The organism is Streptomyces sp. 3211.6 (assembly GCF_003634815.1).
GTDB classification, from domain to species: Bacteria; Actinomycetota; Actinomycetes; order Streptomycetales; family Streptomycetaceae; genus Streptomyces; species Streptomyces katrae_A.
The window spans coordinates 6,208,425-6,225,742 of record NZ_RBXC01000001.1; the positions used below are offsets into that span (position 1 = coordinate 6,208,425).

11 protein-coding genes are annotated in these 17,318 nt (G+C 75.6%); 9 read left to right on the top strand and 2 right to left on the bottom strand.

Annotated features, from left to right (window positions below):
• The first annotated feature begins 109 nt into the window (after nucleotides 1-109).
• From BX286_RS36760 to BX286_RS28620, 9 genes are all read left to right on the top strand, one after another.
• Nucleotides 110-1,372 carry a hypothetical protein gene (locus BX286_RS36760; RefSeq protein ID WP_079430377.1) on the top strand — a complete coding sequence of 421 codons (1,263 nt, stop codon included), beginning with the start codon at nucleotides 110-112 and terminating at the stop codon, nucleotides 1,370-1,372.
• Complete coding sequence (locus BX286_RS28580; protein ID WP_121016684.1) at nucleotides 1,369-3,450, top strand: caspase family protein; 2,082 nt, start codon at nucleotides 1,369-1,371, stop codon at nucleotides 3,448-3,450. The genes BX286_RS36760 and BX286_RS28580 overlap by 4 nt, the downstream gene beginning before the upstream one ends.
• 129 nt (nucleotides 3,451-3,579) lie before the next feature.
• Nucleotides 3,580-4,650, top strand: a complete 1,071-nt coding sequence (locus BX286_RS28585) for a MoxR family ATPase (protein WP_185117157.1) — start codon at nucleotides 3,580-3,582, stop codon at nucleotides 4,648-4,650.
• Nucleotides 4,647-8,720 (top strand): pentapeptide repeat-containing protein, encoded by a 4,074-nt coding sequence (locus tag BX286_RS28590; protein WP_121016687.1) that lies wholly within the window; start codon nucleotides 4,647-4,649, stop codon nucleotides 8,718-8,720. Before BX286_RS28585 ends, BX286_RS28590 begins: the two co-directional genes overlap by 4 nt.
• 101 nt (nucleotides 8,721-8,821) lie before the next feature.
• Entirely contained in the window at nucleotides 8,822-9,559 is a 738-nt protein-coding gene (locus BX286_RS28595; RefSeq protein WP_121016689.1) for a tyrosine-protein phosphatase, read from the top strand.
• A 381-nt stretch (nucleotides 9,560-9,940) separates the two neighbouring features.
• Nucleotides 9,941-11,980, top strand: a complete 2,040-nt coding sequence (gene fusA / locus BX286_RS28600; RefSeq protein ID WP_121016691.1) for an elongation factor G — start codon at nucleotides 9,941-9,943, stop codon at nucleotides 11,978-11,980.
• Between the two features lie 165 nt (nucleotides 11,981-12,145).
• The gene (locus BX286_RS28610) at nucleotides 12,146-13,756 is read left to right on the top strand and encodes an MFS transporter (RefSeq protein ID WP_261993532.1); all 1,611 of its coding nucleotides are present in this window, start codon (nucleotides 12,146-12,148) and stop codon (nucleotides 13,754-13,756) included.
• A gap of 90 nt (nucleotides 13,757-13,846) precedes the next feature.
• Nucleotides 13,847-14,269: a CBS domain-containing protein gene (locus tag BX286_RS28615; protein ID WP_079430384.1), complete on the top strand. Its 423-nt coding sequence runs from the start codon at nucleotides 13,847-13,849 to the stop codon at nucleotides 14,267-14,269.
• 25 nt (nucleotides 14,270-14,294) lie between these two features.
• Nucleotides 14,295-14,561, top strand: a complete 267-nt coding sequence (locus tag BX286_RS28620; protein ID WP_079430385.1) for a DUF6213 family protein — start codon at nucleotides 14,295-14,297, stop codon at nucleotides 14,559-14,561.
• 17 nt (nucleotides 14,562-14,578) lie between these two features.
• Here the strand turns inward: BX286_RS28620 and BX286_RS28625 are convergent, their stop codons facing one another.
• Nucleotides 14,579-16,060: an amino acid permease gene (locus BX286_RS28625; RefSeq protein ID WP_079432021.1), complete on the bottom strand. Its 1,482-nt coding sequence runs from the start codon at nucleotides 16,058-16,060 to the stop codon at nucleotides 14,579-14,581.
• Between the two features lie 142 nt (nucleotides 16,061-16,202).
• Nucleotides 16,203-17,183 (bottom strand): hypothetical protein, encoded by a 981-nt coding sequence (locus BX286_RS28630; RefSeq protein ID WP_121017748.1) that lies wholly within the window; start codon nucleotides 17,181-17,183, stop codon nucleotides 16,203-16,205.
• Between the last annotated feature and the right edge of the window lie 135 nt (nucleotides 17,184-17,318).

Below are 17,318 nucleotides of genomic sequence, written 5' to 3' on the forward strand. Positions count from 1 at the left end.
CGCACCATCCGCGGCCTGAACTCCGCGTTCGCCACCCCCCGTTCGCCGCACGGCGCTATCGTGCCGGGCGGGGGCAGACGCGCCGGCAGACGAGGGGGCGGTAAAGGCGATGCGGTTTCTGTTCGTTCACGGCACGGGCGTACGGCGCGACCGGCACGACACCCTCTTCGCGCTGGTGCGCGAGCGGCTCACCGGCCGCTTCCCCGGCGCGGCCGTCGACTCCTGCTTCTGGGGCGAGCGCTTCGGAGCCGCCCTCGGCTCCGGCGGCCGCTCCGTCCCCGGACTGCGCGCCGCCGCAGCCGGCGGCGCGGACGCGGCCGACACCGAGACCGCCGAGTGGGGGCTGCTGCTCGCCGACCCCCTGTGCGAGCTCCGGGTGCTGGCGGAGGCCGGCTGGGACGCCGGCGGGCCCGGGGCCGACGCCGGGGACGACCCCTTCGCCATGCCCGGCGTCCAGCCCGCCGGAACCCGCGTCCTGGACCTGCTGCACCGCTTCGCCGAAGCCCCCTACGGCCCGCGCGGCGAAGGCAGCGAGCTCCGCGCCCTGCTGGACGGCACCGGCCTCGCCCCCGGGTTCCGCCCCGCGCTGCGGGCCGCCGCCGGCTCCGCCGAGGCCGCCCGCGCCGGGGCCCGTGCCACCGCCGAGCCGCAGGCCCGCGAGCTGGCCACCGCCCTCGCCCGGTCCGTCACCGCCGGAGCCCTCGCCACCGCCGGGACCGACGCCGACTGCACCGCCGCCGAACGCGACCGGCTCGTCGAACTGCTGACCGCCCGCCTCGGCGGCGGCGCCCGGGTCCCCGGCGCCCGCGCGGCCGCCTTCCTCGGCCGGCTCGCCCTGCGCGTCTCCACCCAGCCGCTGCTCAACGCCTGGCGCGGCTCCCTCACGGCCGGCGCCACCCCCGCCCTCGGCGACATCCTGCGCTACCAGGCCCGCGGCACCGAACTGCGCTCGTTCCTGCACGCCAGGATCACCGCCGAACCGGGCCCGACCGTACTCATCGGCCACAGCCTCGGCGGCATCGCCCTGGTCGACCTGCTCGCCCTGGAGGCCGCCACCGGCGGGCCCGTGCCCGGCGCCGAACTGCTGGTCACCGTGGGCTCGCAGGCCCCGTACCTGTACGAACTCGGCGCCCTCACCGCCCTCCCGCCCGGCAGCGCCCTCCCGTACGGCTTCCCGCGCTGGCTCAACGTGTACGACCGCCAGGACGTCCTCTCCTACGTCGCCGGACCCGTCTTCCCCGGCGACCCCCGCGTCACCGACCACGAGATCCGCAGCCGCCAGCCGTTCCCGGCCTCCCACAGCGCCTACTGGAAACAGCGGTCCCTCTACGAGCGCATCGAACGGGCGGTGGCCGAAGCGGGCATCGGGTGACCCACCCCGGACTCCGGCCGGACACGGACCTCGAACTCCCGTCCGGCCCACCGTACTTGCCCGCCGCCCTGGCGCCCCGGCGCACCTTCGCCCTCGTCGCAGGGGTCGAGCGGTACGGGATCAGCCACCACTGGAACCTGCGCGGACCCGCCCGCGACGCCCTGCGCTTCGCCCGCTGGCTCACCGGCCCCGGCCAGGTTCCGGCGGCGAACGTACGGCTGCTGCTCTCCCCGCTCGACGACCCCGGCCGGCTCGACTGGACGGCCTCCCCGGGCCTGGCCGAGCTGAGGACGGCGTACCGGCCCGCCACCGAGGCGAACGTCAAGTCGGCCCTGCTCGAAGAACTCCCGCAGTGCGACGGCGACCTGCTGTGGATCTTCTGGGCCGGCCACGGCTACCTCGGACGCGACGGGGAGCTGATGCTGCCCTGCGCCGACGCCGGACCCGGCCAGATCCGCCACCTCAACCTCGACTCCGCGCTGCGCTGGTGGAAGACCGACCTGGTCAAGCACCGCCGGTTCCCGCTCCAGGCCGCGCTGGTGGACGCCTGCCGGGTCGACGCGCCCCGCGACAGCCGGTGGAACTTCGGCAGCACCGACTACGGCGGCGGCGCGACCGTCCCCGGCCGGCGGCAGTTCCGCCTCTACGCCTCCCGTGAGGGCGAAGCCGCGCAGAACGACGCCGAACGCGGCGCCGGCCGGTTCACCGAGGCCCTCCTCGCGGAACTCGGCGACCGGTCCGTGCGCGAGGGCGTCACCGGCCTCCCGGAAGCCGCCCGCCGCATCCACCGCACCTTCCAGGAACTGCGCGAACGCGGCGAAGGCTGGCAGCTGCCCCAGTTCCTCGTCGACCGGGACTGGGACGCCGGCTCCTTCCTCGACGACGGCCTCTACGGCCCCGCCCTGCCGCGGGCCGCCCGCCTCGACCAGGCAGGCTGGGACGGACTCGGCGAGCTGTTCGAGGGCCGCGCCCTGCCGAGCTGCGCCTACGAGGCCTACGCGTGGGCGTTCAAGGAAGCGGGCTGCGCCGCCCCCGTCCACCACGGGCTGCCCGCCGACAGCCTCCTCGACGTGGCCGCCGACCTCGACGAACGGCAGGGCGGCCGCGGCGGCATGCCCCTGGCCGTGCCCTTCGTCCACTACCTCGCCGACCGGGCCGCCCGTCCCGCCGGCGCCGCGGGCGGCCTCGGCGACCCGGTCTGGGCCGCCCGGCTCGCCCTGTGGGTCCGCGCCGCCCGCCGGCGCCTCTCCCTGCCCGTGCTGCGTCCGCCGCCCGGCCCCGCCCGGCAGGCCGTGCTGCACGTCCGGCTGGAGTCCCCGCCGGGCGGCGAGGACGGCCTGCTCGCCCGGATGTGGCTGCGCGGCGAACACACCCGCCACATATGGGAGTCGGAGGGCAGCCCGGTGCCGGCGGCCGTCGTGCGCGCCGAACTGCTGCGCCAGCTCGCCCTGTTCGGCGCCGAGCCGAAGGAGGCTGACGGCACCGGACAGGCCTCGGAGGGCATCGGGCGGATCGAGTTCCACGTGCCGTACGAGATGCTGGAGACGGCTTTCGACCAGTGGCCCGTCCCCCGCGGACCCGGCGGCCGCACCCGCCCCCTCGGCATGCTCTACGAGGTGGTGGTGCGCTGTCCGCAGGAACGGGAGGACACCCGCACCGAATGGCGGGCCAAATGGCGCTGGATGCACGCCCAGGGAGGCCGCCACCCGGACACCGTACGGGTGGTGGAGGACCCGGAGGTCACCGACGCCCTCGGGGTGCAGCTGGGGGCCCGCACCGCGCCCGCCTGCGTCCTCGGGCACGCCTCGGCGGCCCGGACGGAGGCCCTGCTGGAGGCGGTTCTCGAAGGGGGCGTCCCGGCCGCCGTCTGGCAGCGCGGCGGCGGCGCGCCCGCCGGGGGCCTGCCCGCCCGGCTCTCCCCGGAGGCCCTGCCCGGCGCACCGGCGGTGCTCGGCCTGCCCGCCCGCGTGCGCGAAGTGCGCCGGGCGGCCGCCGGGGGAGCGGCCGAAGGGGCAGACCGGCTGGTGCTGTTGTGGGACGATCCCGACGACACGATCGACCTCCGCTCCCTGCTGTGACCCCGTATCCGAGCGAAGCACCCGAAGCACCCGAAGCACCCGAAGCACCCGAAGTATCCGGACCACCCGCACGATCCGAACGGCCCGACCGACCGCACGACTTCACGACGACTTCACGCGACGATGACGATGGAGGCAGAGGCAGTGGCGAAGGACTGGTGGCTGTACCAGGGCACGGGCCGGGGCGAGGACCGGCGCGCCCGCCTGGAGGCCGGATCGCCGCCGCCCTGGCGGGACTTCACCGGCCGCCCCGACCCGGACTACCGGCCGCCCGGCTGCACCGGGGAGGCCTGGGAGCGCACCCGGCGGCGCGGCGAGGGGTACGTCCCCGACGAACCCGAGAAGGACGTCGTCAACACCGCCCTCCACCTGCGCCGGCCCCTGCTCGTCACCGGCAAGCCCGGCGTCGGCAAGTCCACCCTCGCCTACAGCATCGCCGCCGACCTCGCCCTGGGCCCCGTCCTGCACTGGCCGATCACCAGCCGCACCGTCCTGCGGGACGGCCTCTACCTCTACGACGCCATCGGCCGGCTCCAGGAAGCCGGACTGGAACAGGTCCGCCTCCCCGGCGCCCCGGCCGCCACCGGACCGGCCGTCCCCGCCCCCTCCATCGCCCGCTACCTGCGCCTCGGCCCGCTCGGCACCGCCCTGCTGCCCCAGCCCAGGCCCCGCGTCCTGCTCATCGACGAGATCGACAAGAGCGACATCGACCTGCCCGGCGACCTCCTCACCGTCTTCGAGGACGGCGGGTTCGTCATCCCCGAACTCGCCCGCCTCGCCAAGGAGGAGCCGACCGTCGCCATCGGCACCGACGACGACCCCGACGCGGGCGTCGCCGTCACCCAGGGCCGCGTGCAGTGCAGCTACTTCCCCGTCGTCGTCCTCACCAGCAACGGCGAACGCGACTTCCCGCCCGCCTTCCTGCGCCGCTGCGTCCGCCTCCACCTCGACGCCCCCGGCCCCGAGAAGCTCGCCCGGATCGTGCGCGGACGGCTCGGCGTCGACATCACCGCGGCGGACGGCGCCGAGTACCAGGACCTCGTCCGCAGCTTCCTCGAACGGGCCGACGACGGCGACCTCGCCACCGACCAGCTCCTCAACGCCATCCAACTGCGCCTCGCCGGTGCCTGGTCGGCCCCCGGCGACCGCGACCGCTTCCTCGCCACCGTCATGCAGCACCTGACCGGGCCCACCGCGTGATCGAGAAGCTCCTCGCCGCCTTCGGCGAAGGCGCCGAGGCCGGAGCCGCCCCGCGCACCGCCATCGGGGCGGAGGAGATCGCCGACATCCTGTGGCTGGCCGCCCGCGTCGACCCCGCCGCCGCGGACGCCCGCACGCCCGCCCCGGCCGCCGACGGCGCCGAAGCCTGCGCACCGCCGCCCGACCCGCCCGACCCCCCGGCCGGACCCGCCCCCGCACCGGGCGCCGGCACGGACCAGCTCTTCCCCGCCACCACCCGCCCCGGCCCGCCCGACGGCCGCGCCGACGGGGCGTCCGGCCGGCGCGGCGTACCCCTGCGCCTGCCGCGCACCGCCTCCCTCGACGACCCGCTCGGCCTCATGCGCTCCCTGCGGCCCGTCGGACGCCGCTCCATCGGCGGCCCCGGCGAGGAACTCGACGAACAGCTCACCGTCGAGCGCAGCATCGAGGCCATGGTCCCCACCCCGGTGCTGCGCCCCGCCGAGAGCCGCTGGCTGGACCTGGCCCTGGTCGTCGACGCCCACCACTCGATGCTGCTGTGGGCCGACCTCGTCGCCGAACTGCGCGGGGTCCTCACCCGCAGCGGGGTCTTCCGCGACGTACGCACCTGGCAGCTCACCGGCACCGGCCGCGGCGGCACCCCCCAGCTCGCCCGGGGCCCCGGCGGACCGCCCCGCAACCCCCTCGAACTCGCCGACCCGGCCGGCCGGCGGCTGATCCTCGTCCTCTCCGACACCGTGGCGGGCGGCTGGCAGGAGGCCCCGCTGCGCGCCGTGCTGCGCCACTGGAGCAGCCACAACGCCGTGGCCGTGCTCAACGTCCTGCCCGAACGGCTGTGGACCCGGGGCGCCGTAGCGCCCGTGCCCTTCGCCGTCCGCTCCGAGCGGCCCGCCGCGGCCACCCGCTCCTGGCAGCGGGTGCCGGCCGCCCGGCGGGCGCGCGGCGGCGGGCCGGTGGTCCCGGTCGTCGGCCTCGCCTCCGGGAGCCTGGCCCGCCTCGTCCGCGTGGTGTCCGGCGACGGGCGCTGGCGCCGCCTGGCCTGCCTGCGGCTCGACGCGGGCGCCTCCGTGACGCCGCCGGTGCCGGGGCCGGCGCGCCCGGCGGCCGACCCGCTGGAGCTGGTGGAACGCTTCCGGGCCGGCGCCTCCCCGACCGCGCAGCAACTCGCCGCGCACCTGGCCGCCGTACCGCTGACGCTGCCCGTGATGACCCTGGTCCGCCGCTCCCTGCTGCGCGGCTCCGAGCACGGCCACCTGGCCGAGGTGGCCCTGGGCGGGCTGTTCGCCCCGTGGCGGGGGCAACAGCGGCCCGAGGAGGCGGAGTTCGAGTTCCTTCCGGGGGTGCGGGAGGTGCTGCTGGGCTCCCAGCTGCGCGGGGACGTGGCGGAGGTCAGGGAACTGGTACGCCGCAGGGTGTGGGAGTACATGTCCCGCAACCGGGGCACGGGCCCCGACTTCTCGGCGACCCGGGTCACGACGGGGACGGAGGGCCGGCGGCTGGTCCCGGAGGGGGCTCTGCCGTTCGCGGAACGCGGGCCGGTGGGGGAACGCGGGCCGGGCACGGACCGGGAGGTGGGCGAACGCCGCGGGCCGGGCGCGGGCCGGGAGCCGGGCGCGGCGGCTGCCGTGGCGGACCCGGGGCCCGGCGGCCGGGTGGTCCGGGTCGGCTTCGACCCGTTGAGGGAGCCCGGTGAGGTCGGGATCCTGCTCGCGCCGCGGCTGGTGCTCACGGTGGGGCAGGCGGCGGGGCCGGGGGAGACCGTGTGGGTCAGGGCGGGCGGCCGGGAGTTCGCCTGCCGGCCGGTGTGGTGGGACGACGCGAGCCCGCCCGTACTGCTGCTGGAGAGCGAGAGGGACCTCACCGACCCGGCGGGGTTCGTCCCGCAGCCCTGGGGGACGGCCCCCGCCGGCGCCGCGGCGCGCGTCCGCGTCGACGGGGCCACGGAGGCGGGACAGCCGGCCGCGCTGACCGCGACCCTGGTCCGCGACGGCGGAGCGGCCAACGGGGAACTGGTCCTGCCCTCCCCGGACCCGGAGACCTGGACCCACTTCGTCGGAGCCCCCGTGTCCCACGAGGGCCGGCTGCTCGGAGTGGTGCACACCGTGTACCGCGACCGCCTGGTGTTCCTGACGGCCGCCGCCCTGCTGGAGCAGCCCGCCTTCCGCGCGGCGCTGGACGGCCACCCGGCCGCGGTCCCCCACCTCGGGGGGGACGAGGGCGGTCCGCAGGTGACCGTGGACGTACGGGTGGGCCAGGGGGCGGTGCCCCGCGGCAGCTCGGCGGGCGCGGAGCTGCGCGACCTGATGGCCCGGCTGATGACGGATGCCCAGGTCCGGGGGACACCGGTCGGCGGAGAGGGTTCGAGGACCCTGCACGTGGTCCTGAACGCGCCCGGCGCCCTGGGCCGCGCGGGGCGGCTGCTGGCGGCACTGCCGGCGACGCTGGCCCGGTACGGGGACGGACCCGGGCAGGGTGTCCAGCCGCCGCTCGCCATGGTGCTGGGGACCGGCGACCCGCAGCATCCGCTGCGGGAACCGGAACGGCTGATCGAGCACGACCTGATCGGGGAGCGGTTACGGAGCGCCCGGCGGGGGCGGACCGGGCGGCTCCTGCTCGTCCTCTCCCAGCGTTTGTACGAGGAACTCGGCGCACTGCTCGGCCCGACCGCGCTCAGCGTGCTCACCCCGCTCGGGGACGGTGCCGGGGCCTGGGTGTACGAGGGCGGCCCCCGGCAACTGGCGGAACTGCTGACGGAGGCCGACGAGTCCGCGCGCGGCACGGCGGTCACCTGGCACCGGTGCCGCGCCGGTGCCTCGGACACCGACCCGCTGGGCTGCCCGGGCAGCCGGCTGCTGGAGCGCCACGCCTGCCTGGCGCACCTGCCGCCCGGGGAACAGGAAGCGGTGCTGAGCTCCCTCGGCCCGGGCTCGTCGGTCGATTTCAGGGGGATCCCCCTCACCCAGGGCCTGTTGCGCCGTGTCCTCGACGCGGTACGGGAGCCGGGGACGGGACAGATCACGCTCGGCGCGGCGGCCTTCGCACAGGCGCGCTTCGTGGACGGCTGGGAGGAGGAGGGGGTGGTGTTCACCGGAGCGGCCGACTTCTCGGACGCCTCCTTCGCCGGCCCGGTGGACTTCTCGGGGGCGGTGTTCCGCGCGGACGCCTCCTTCGACCGGGCCGTCTTCGAAGACACCGTGGGGTTCCCGCACAGCAGGTTCGAGGGCCGGGCCGGCTTCCGCCGGGCGGTCTTCCGGCGGGGTGCGCACTTCACGCAGGTCACCTGGAAGGGCGATGTCTGCTTCCAGAGTGCTCTGATGGGGGACTTCCACCGGCTGCGGCGGGTGACCGTGGAGGGGGAGGCCGACTTCCGCCACGTGCGGTACGAGGGCTCGATGCTGCTGGAGGACTCCACCCTGGCCGGGCCGGTGAGTTTCGAGTCCGCCGTGTGGCGGGGCTCGCTGTCGGTGGCCGATACGCGCTTCATGTCGACGGCGGTCTTCGACCTCGCGCGGTGTGAGGGGATCGCCCTGCTCCGGGCCGGCCGTTTCAACGGCCCGGCCCGCTTCGCCTCCACCGTCTTCGAGGGGGCGGCGAGTTTCTCCATGGGGGCGTTCGAGGAGGCCGCGGTCTTCACCGGGGCCGCCTTCAACGGGCGCGCCTCGTTCGCGAGCACCGTCTGCGCCGGCGGTGTCTCCTTCGACCGTACGGTCTTCTCCGGCTCGCTCACGTGGCGCGACATGACGGTCGAGAACGGGCCGAGCAGCTTCGCCGACGCGCGGTTCCTGGGGCCGGTGAGCTTCCTGCGCACCGAGTTCGTGACCGGCACGGGTTTCGACGGCGCGGCCTTCGACGGCACCGTCACCCTCGCGGACACCACCTTCCGAGCCGGTCTGACCTTCGACGGCACGGCCTTCAACGCCCGGACCGAGTTCACCGGCGTCAAGTTCCCCGGGTCCCTGCCCCTTCCCGGCGACTGGACCGCGAGAAGGTCCGACGCGGGCCTGTGGTACATCACTTCACCGCACCCCGCCGCCTCCCTCCCGGAAGACGCCGCCCCCGACGACGCGTGACGCATCCAGCGTCCTGCGTCCTGCGTCCTGCGTCCTGCGTCCTGCGTCCGGATCCTGCATCCTGGGGCGGCAACCTCCCCACCCGCCACAGGAGTTCGCCCATGTCCTCCCCGCGCCACATCCCCTTCACCCGCCTGCACAACTTCCGCGACCTCGGCGGCTACCGCTGCGCCGACGGCCGGACCACCGCCTGGGGCGTCCTCTACCGCGCCGACTCCCTGGGCAAGCTCGACCCGGCCGACGCCGACTGGGAGCGCTTCCTCGGCCTGGGCATCCGTACCGTCATCGACCTCCGCTACCCCTGGGAGATCGAGGCCAAGGGCCGGATACCGCAGGCCGAGCGCTTCACCTACGCCAACCTCAGCATCGAGCACCGCCCGTACGACCAGGCCGCCATCGACCCCGCGCTCGACCCCTGGCGCTACCTCGCCGACCGCTTCGCCGAAGTCGCCGAGGACGGGGTCGAGGAGATCCGCCGGGCCATCGGTCTCATCGCCGACGGACCCGGACCCGCCGTCTTCCACTGCACCTCCGGCAAGGACCGCACCGGCCTCATCGCCGCCCTCGTCCTGACCCTCCTCGGCGCTCCCGAGGAGGAGATCCTCGCCGACTTCGCCCTCACCGAGCTCGCCACCGCCCGCCTGACCGCCGACTGGCACGCCGCCAACCCGGGCCGCACCCTGCTCTGGCCCTCGTACGGGCGCGCTCCGGCCACCGTCATGGCCCTGGTCCTCGCCGACCTGACGGATCGTTACGGCTCCCCGTCCGCCTACCTCACCGACACCGTCGGCATCACCCCGGACACCGTCGGCCGGCTGCGCGAACGCCTCCTCGTCTGAGGACGCGAAAACCCGGTGCGCCCGGCGGCGCGCGCTGCCTACACTCGCCGTGCGCGCCGCCGGACCGGCCCGCGCGCCTCATGCCGTCGGACGAAGAGAAGGGGAGCAGGGACATGCGCACGCACACCGCCGCCGCCCTCGTTCCCCCGGCCCGGTACGACGTGATCCCGGTGTCTCGCACCGCGCGGTAACAGCTGCGCGGCTGTCACCGTACGCCCGTGAACGTACCCGCCCGGGCCCTGAAGTGGTCCTCGCCCGGCCGACGATGACGCCCTGTCGTCCAAGGCCGCGCATGCACACGCACATGCGCATGCGCGTAGGGGTACGCACGGGAATCGCGCCGCCCACCTCCTGATCCAAGGCACCGAAAGGCCATGGGCCATGCGCACTCGCACCAGCACCACCCCCCTCGCCGCCGTCCGCAACCTCGGCATCCTCGCCCACGTCGACGCGGGCAAGACGACCGTCACCGAGCGGATCCTGTTCGCCACCGGCACCATCCACAAGCGCGGAGAGGTCCACGACGGAACCACCGTCACCGACTTCGACGCCCAGGAACGGGCCCGCGGCATCACCATCTTCGCCGCGGCCGTCAGCTGCGCCTGGGACGGACACCGGATCAACCTGATCGACACCCCCGGCCACGTCGACTTCGCCGATGAGGTCGAGCGTTCCCTGCGCGTGCTCGACGGGGCCGTCGCGGTGTTCGACGCCGTCGCCGGGGTCGAGCCGCAGAGCGAGTCGGTGTGGCGGCAGGCGGACCGGCACGGCGTGCCCCGGATCGCGTTCGTCAACAAGCTCGACCGCGCGGGCGCCGACCTCGACACGGCGGTCGCCTCCATCCGGGACCGGCTCGGCGCCGTCCCCCTGGTCGTCCAGCTGCCCGTGGGCCGCGAGGACGCCTTCACCGGCGTCGTCGACCTGCTGCGGATGCGCGCCCTGCTCTGGGGTGCGGGCGCCGACTCGTACGAGACCGCGCCCGTCCCCGACGCGCTGCTGGAGGAGGCGCAGCGGCGCCGGCGCCTCCTGGAGGAGACGGTGGCCGAACTCCATGCGGACGCCCTGGAGGAGTTCTGCGCGACGGGCTCCCTCGCCGAGGCGACGCTGGTCCGCGCCCTGCGCGAGCTGACCCTGGCCGGGGAGGCAGTCGTGGTCCTGTGCGGCTCGGCGTACCGCAACCGCGGGATCGAGCCGCTGCTGGACGCGGTGGTGGCGTACCTGCCGTCGCCGGCCGACATGCCGCCCGTACAGGGCCGCGCCGCCGACCCGGCGGAGCCGCTGGCGGCGCTCGCCTTCAAGGTGACGGCGACGCCGACCGGACGGCTGACGTACGTACGCCTCTACGCGGGCACCCTGCGCAAGGGCGACACCGTACTGGACCCCGGTACGGGCAGGACGGAACGGGTCGGGCGGATCCTGCGGGTGCAGGCCGACCGGCACGAGGAACGGGAGGAGGCGGTGGCCGGTGACATCGTGGCCGTGATCGGGCCCAAGGCGGCCCGGGCCGGCAGCACCCTGTGCGCGCCGGGGGCCCCGCTGCTCCTCGAACCGCCGTCCGTGGCCGATCCGGTGGTGTCGGTGGCGGTCGAGGCGGGCCGCAGCACCGACACCGGCCGGCTCTCCGCCGCGCTGGCCCGGATCGCCGAGGAGGACCCCTCGCTGGTGGTCCGGACGGACGCGGAGACCGGACAGACCGTGCTGTCGGGGCTGGGCGAGCTCCATCTGGAAGTCGCGGTGGAGAAGATCCGCCGGGACCAGGGCGTGGAGGTCGTCGTGGGCCGTCCGCGGGTCTCCTACCGGGAGACCGTGGTGGAGGGGGTGACCGGGCTGGTCCACCGGCACGTCAAACAGGACGGCGGCGCGGGCCAGTTCGCCCATGTGGTGATCGACGTCGAGCCGCTGGGCGAGCCGGGCTTCGCGTTCCGTTCGACGGTCGTCGGGGGCCGGGTCCCGGCGGAGTACGCGCGGGCCGTGGAGGCCGGCTGCCGGGACGCGCTCGCCGAGGGTCCCCTCGGCGGGCACCCGGTGACGGGGCTGCGGGTCGTCCTCACCGACGGGGCGACCCACTCCAAGGACTCCTCGGAGCTCGCCTTCCGCGCGGCCGGCCGGTTCGCACTGCGGGAAGCCCTGCGGGCGAGCACGCTGGAGCTGCTGGAGCCGGTCGCGGAGGTCACCGTGACCGTCCCGGACGAGTCCGTCGGCGCGGTCCTCGGCGACCTCGCCGCCCGGCGGGGCCGGGTCACGGGCTCGGCCACCCGGGCCGGGACCGCGGTGGTGACGGCGACGGTGCCGCTGGCCGAACTCTTCGGCTACGCGTCCCGCCTGCGCGGCCGCACCCAGGGCCGGGGCACCTTCACCACCCGCCCGGCGGGCCTGGCCCCGGTCCCGGCGGGGGTGGCCTCGACCCTGCTGCCGGGCTAGCCGTCGGCCCCGCCCCGCCCCGCCCCGCCCGGTACGCCGGGCGGGGCGGGGCTTCGGGGACCCGGCTTCCGAAATATCTTGACGTCGAGATAGCTGGGAGGGCAGGCTACCGCCTGGTATCTCGACATCGAGATACTTTCGGACGGGGGAAGGCGGAGACCGGGCATGGGGCGGCACGGCACGACAGGGCGCGACAGGGGCAACGACACCGGGCACGACGGCGCCCCGGACCCGGGCCCGACCGACGAGCAGCCCGCGCAGGCGGCCCCCGCCCCGGCCCCGGGCCTCGCCCCGGCTCCGGGCCCCGTCCCGGCTCCGGGCCCCGTCCCGGCTCCGGGCCCCGTCCCGGCTCCGGGCCCCGTCCCGGCTCCGGGCCCCGTCCCGGCCCCGGGCCCGGGCCCCGCTTCAGCCGCGCACCCGGCTCCGGCCCGGCCCACGGACCCTCCGCCCGGCCCGGGCCCCGCCCCGGAGGCAGGGGGCGCGACGGGTGGTCTGATCGCCCAGCTGCGGCGGCCTCCCGGCGGCCGGGACGCCCGGATCATGCTCCTCGGCCAGCTCCTCGACCGCACCGGGACCGGCGTCTGGGCCGCCTCCTCCGTCCTCTTCTTCACCTTCGTCGTCGGCCTCGACGCCGGCCGCCTCGGCCTCATGCTCGGCGTCGGCGCCCTCGCGGGCATCGCGGGCTCCCCGCTCGCCGGCCACCTGGCCGGCCGGTACCCCGTACGCCCCCTCCTGATCGCCTGTCACCTGCTGCGGCTCGCCGCCCTCTGCGCGATGCTCGTCGTCACCCGCTTCGAGCTGCTCCTGCCCATCGTCGCCCTCACCCACCTCGGCGACCGCGCGGCCAAGACCCTGGAGATGCTGTTCGCCACCCGGGTGGCGGGCGAACGCCGCGCCACGTACCAGGCCCTGTCGCGCAGCGCCGCCAACGCGGGGTACGCCGTCGGCGCGGGCATCGCCGCCATCGGCCTCGCCGTGGGCACCCGGGGGGCGTACGAGCTCCTCATCCTCGGCAACGCCCTGTCCTTCCTGGCCGCCTCGGCACTGGTCTGGCGCACCCGGGAGCCGCACGGCCACGGCCGCCTGATCGCCGCGGCACGCCCGGCCGCGGGGGAGGGCGCGGCGCAGGACGGGGCCACGCCCTCCGCCGGCTCCGCGTCCGCCCCCAGGAGCCCGTGGCGGGACCGGGGCTACCTCCGCTTCGTCCTCCTGGACATGCCGCTCAACCTGGACGACTCGCTCCTCAACGTCGGCCTGCCCCTGTGGCTCGTCCACCACACCGACGCCCCGCACGCCGTCGTCCCGGCCTTCCTCGCCCTCAACACCGTGCTCGTCGTCGTCCTCCAGCTCGCCGTCTCCGCGAAGGTGAGCACCGCCCGCCAGGCGGCCGGCGCCGTCGGCTGGTACGGGCTCTTCCTGCTCGCCGCCTGCGCCCTCCTCGCGCTCACCCCCGCCCACGGCCCCTGGACCGCCTCCGCCACCCTGCTCGGCGCCGCGGTCCTGGTCACCGCCGCCGAGCTGGTGCGTTCGGTGTGCTCCTGGGAACTGGCCGTCTCCCTCGCGCCGCAGCAGGCACGGGCCTCCTACCTGGGGGTGGCCGGCATCTCCCCGTCCGCCCAGAAGGCCGTCGGACCGCTGCTGCTGACCGGCGCCGTCATGGCCGCGGGCCCGGCGGGCTGGCTGGCCCTCGGCGCCGGGGTGGCGGGCCTGGCCCTGGTCCAGCGCCGGGCCGCGCTCCACCGCCTGGACGCAGCCCTGCCGGCCCCCGCCGCCTGAGCGCCGCACCTACCCGGCTGCGGAGGAGATTGCCCCGGCCCGGGGCGGGTAACCGCCTGCTGGGGGCCCTATCCGGCACTGGGAGGAGCCATGGCCCGTCGTGTGCACGAGGTGATGACCAAGAACCCCGTGACCGTCGAGAAGCAGACCTCGCTCGCCGAGGCGGCCAGGGTGATGCGGGACGCCGACATCGGCGACGTCCTCGTCGTCGACGAGGGCAGGCTCCGCGGCATCCTGACCGACCGCGACCTCGTCGTCCGGGCCATGGCCGACAACCGGGACCCGTCGGAAACCACGGTGCATGCCGTCTGCACCACCGACCCGGTCACCGTCGGCCCCGACGACGGGGTCGACGAGGCCATCACCCTCATGCGGCGCAAGGCCCTGCGCCGCCTGCCGGTGGTCACCGGGGACGGCGGGCTCGTCGGCGTGGTCAGCCTGGGCGACCTGGTGGTGGAGCAGGACCCGGGCTCGGCCCTCGCCGCCATCGCGGCGGCCGGACCCGACAGCTGAACGCAACAGCGGAGGAGGTGTCGCCATGAACGCGTACGTACCCCTGGTCTCGGTGGCGGACGGCGGACTGCTGATCCCCGCCAACGAGGTGACGGCCCTGCTGCGGCGCCTCGCGGGCGGCTGGCTGCAGTCGGTGTACGACGGCGAGACCGACCTCGACCCGGGTACGACCCTGGGCCTGGCCAACATCCTGGTGGAACTGGCCGACCAGATCGACGTCGAATGCATCGGCTTCATGCCCGTCGCGGACGAAGGCGCCTGCGACCCGGGCGCCTGCGACCCGGACGCCTGACCGGGGCCGGGACAGGGTCAGACGATGCCCTCCGCGATGTCCGCCTGCTCGCGGGCGTTGCCGTAGGCGGAGGGGGTGCTGTACGAGCGCCGTGCCGCGTACCACCAGGCGCTCGCGAGGGCCAGGACGACCACGAGGGCGATCACCGCGTAGTTCATCGAGTCGATCGTCACCGGGGACTTCTGCGGCAGGCAGAACAGCACGGTGACCACGGCCACCCACACGACCGCGACCCAGCCGACCGGCCGGCTCCAGCGGCCCAGGTTCCAGGGGCCGGGCTCGAACCGGTCGCCGGCGCGCAGCCGCAGGTAGACCGGGATCGCGTAGGCCGGGGTGATGCCGATGACGTTGATGGCCGTCACGGCACCGTACGCCGTGGCCGACCACAGCGAGGGAAGGGCGAGGACGCCGGCCACGGCGACGGAGAGCCAGACGGCCGGGACCGGGGTCTGGGTGCGGCCGCTGACCTTGCGCCACAGGGCCGAGCCGGGGAGCGCGTTGTCACGGCTGAAGGCGAAGACCATCCGGCTCGCCGCGGCGACCTCGGCGTTGCCGCAGAACAGCTGGGCCACGATGACGACGAGCAGCAGCGCCCTGGCGCCGCCGGAGCCCAGGGCGTCGAGGAAGATCTGGGCGGGCGGGACCCCGGTGGCGCTGCCCGCGACGGCCGCGTAGTCCTGGATGGCGAAGGTGAGCCCCGCCAGCAGTGCGAACCCGGCGAGCCAGGAGGCCCAGATGGCCCGGACGATGCCCTTGGCCGCGGCGACGGAGGCGTTGGAGGTCTCCTCCGAGAGGTGCGCGGAGGCGTCGTAGCCGGAGAAGGTGTACTGGGCGAGCAGGAGGCCGACGGCGGCGACGTAGAACGGGTTGGCCCAGCCGGTGTCGTTGACGAACTTCGTGAAGACGAACGAGACCGGCTGGTGGTGGTCGGGGACGAAGGCGAGCGCGCCGACGATCAGCGCGACGCCGCCCAGGTGCCACCAGACGCTGACGGAGTTGAGCACGCTCACCAGGCGGACGCCGAAGAGGTTGAGCACGGCGTGCAGCAGCAGGATCGCCAGGAAGATCAGGAAGGTCGAGCCCGGGGTGGGCGTGAAGCCGAACTGGAGGTTCAGGAACGCGCCGGTGAACAGGGCGGCGCCGTAGTCGATGCCGGCGATGGCGCCGAGCAGCCCGAGCAGGTTCAGCCAGCCCGTGTACCAGCCCCAGCGGCGCCCGCCGAGCCGGTCGGCCATGTAGTAGAGCGCCCCGGAGGTGGGGTAGGCGCTGGTCACCTCGGCCAGGGCGAGGCCCACGCAGAGGACGAAGAGCCCCACGCCGGCCCAGCCCCACAGCATCACGGCCGGGCCGCCGGTGCCCAGGCCGAAGCCGTACAGGGTCATGCAGCCGGACAGCACGGATATGACCGAGAAGCTGATGGCGAAGTTGCCGAAGCCGCCCATCCGGCGGGCGAGGACGGGCTGGTAGCCGAGTTCCCTGAGCCGCTCCTCCTCGTCCATGGGGGGCGGGGCCTGGTGGTCCGGGCGGGCTGCCGGCGTGGTGCGCGACACGGGGGTACCTCCGAGGGGGTGGGAGCACGGGGACGGGGGAGGGGAGCGGGGTGTTGCCTGGGGGCCGCGGCGCGGGGGGTGCGGCGGGAGGTCAGCTCCGGTCGGCCAGACTGCGCGACCTGGCGCGCAGGAAGACCTCCTCGGCCAGGGCCTGGTCCGCGGGGTCGCGGGTCCGCTGGGCCCACGGCGAGGTGGTCCAGTAGCCGCCCATCGCCTCGAAGACCCGGGCCGCCCCGCCGAACCGGTGGGCCCCCCACAGGGCGTGGGCGAGGTGGTTCAGGTCGAGCGGGGAGGCGTACGCCGGGTCGGCGTACGCGAACCAGGCGTCCAGGGCGTGCACCGCGTCGCGGATGGCGTCCTCCGCGACCCAGTGCAGGTCCAGCGCCCGCTCGTGGCCGCCCTCACGGCGGTACCGCTCGACGTGGACGTAGAGCGGCAGGAGGTGGACGGCCGACCCGGGCGGGGCCGTACCGGCCGCCCAGCGGGCGAAGTTGACGCCCTCCGAGCGCGGGCCGGCCGCACCCGCGAGCACGAACTGCAGCATCCGGTGATAGGCCTCGCGGTTGTACGGGTCCCGTTCGTCGGCCTGCGCGAGGATCCCCCAGGGCCCCGGGGGCAGCATCGGGCCGGGCGGCGCGAGCCGGTGCTCGTCCATCCGCCGGTGCCCGTCGAGGAGGGCGAGCGCGAGCAGGCAGACCCACGGCACGGGGTCGGCCGGGCTGATCGCGGCGGTGTTCCGGCAGGCCTGCCAGGCCTCCTGCCACAGTTCGTGGGTACGGGGATGGCCGGAGCGGTGGGCACGGACGGCGCGCTCGACGGCGACCCGGGTGTGCATGACGGTCGCGGCGAGGCTGGTGGGCTGCTCGGCGCGCCAGGCCAGGACCACGTCGGAGCGGGCGGCGACCGCCGCGAGGACCTGGGTGCGCTGGGTCCACAGCCCCCAGCCGTCCGTGCGCTCCAGCAGCCGGGCCATCGACAGCCAGCGCCCGGCGCGCAGGTCCTGGACGGCGGCGCGCAGGTCGTCGTCGCGGCCGGCGGGGTGGTAGACGGGCCGGAAATCGCTGCCGGCCATCACCTCGTCCCGGGTGCGGTGCGGCAGGTTCGGGCTCGTCTTGCGGTCTTCGTGGTCATCGGGGTCCTCGGATCGCATGGAGGTGCGGGGATGCGTGAACCATGCGCGAACTGGCCGGCGAACCCCCGCCGTCGA

Bases quoted from the DNA above. Each gene is read 5' to 3' on its own strand.
- BX286_RS28610 (WP_261993532.1), top strand. From the start codon at position 12,146: ATGGGGCGGCACGGCACGACAGGGCGCGACAGGGGCAACGACACCGGG.
- BX286_RS36760 (WP_079430377.1), top strand. From the start codon at position 110: ATGCGGTTTCTGTTCGTTCACGGCACGGGCGTACGGCGCGACCGGCAC.
- fusA (WP_121016691.1), top strand. From the start codon at position 9,941: ATGCGCACTCGCACCAGCACCACCCCCCTCGCCGCCGTCCGCAACCTC.
- BX286_RS28585 (WP_185117157.1), top strand. From the start codon at position 3,580: ATGGAGGCAGAGGCAGTGGCGAAGGACTGGTGGCTGTACCAGGGCACG.
- BX286_RS28625 (WP_079432021.1), bottom strand. From the start codon at position 16,060: ATGGACGAGGAGGAGCGGCTCAGGGAACTCGGCTACCAGCCCGTCCTC.
- BX286_RS28630 (WP_121017748.1), bottom strand. From the start codon at position 17,183: ATGGCCGGCAGCGATTTCCGGCCCGTCTACCACCCCGCCGGCCGCGAC.
- BX286_RS28620 (WP_079430385.1), top strand. From the start codon at position 14,295: ATGAACGCGTACGTACCCCTGGTCTCGGTGGCGGACGGCGGACTGCTG.
- BX286_RS28595 (WP_121016689.1), top strand. From the start codon at position 8,822: ATGTCCTCCCCGCGCCACATCCCCTTCACCCGCCTGCACAACTTCCGC.
- BX286_RS28615 (WP_079430384.1), top strand. From the start codon at position 13,847: ATGGCCCGTCGTGTGCACGAGGTGATGACCAAGAACCCCGTGACCGTC.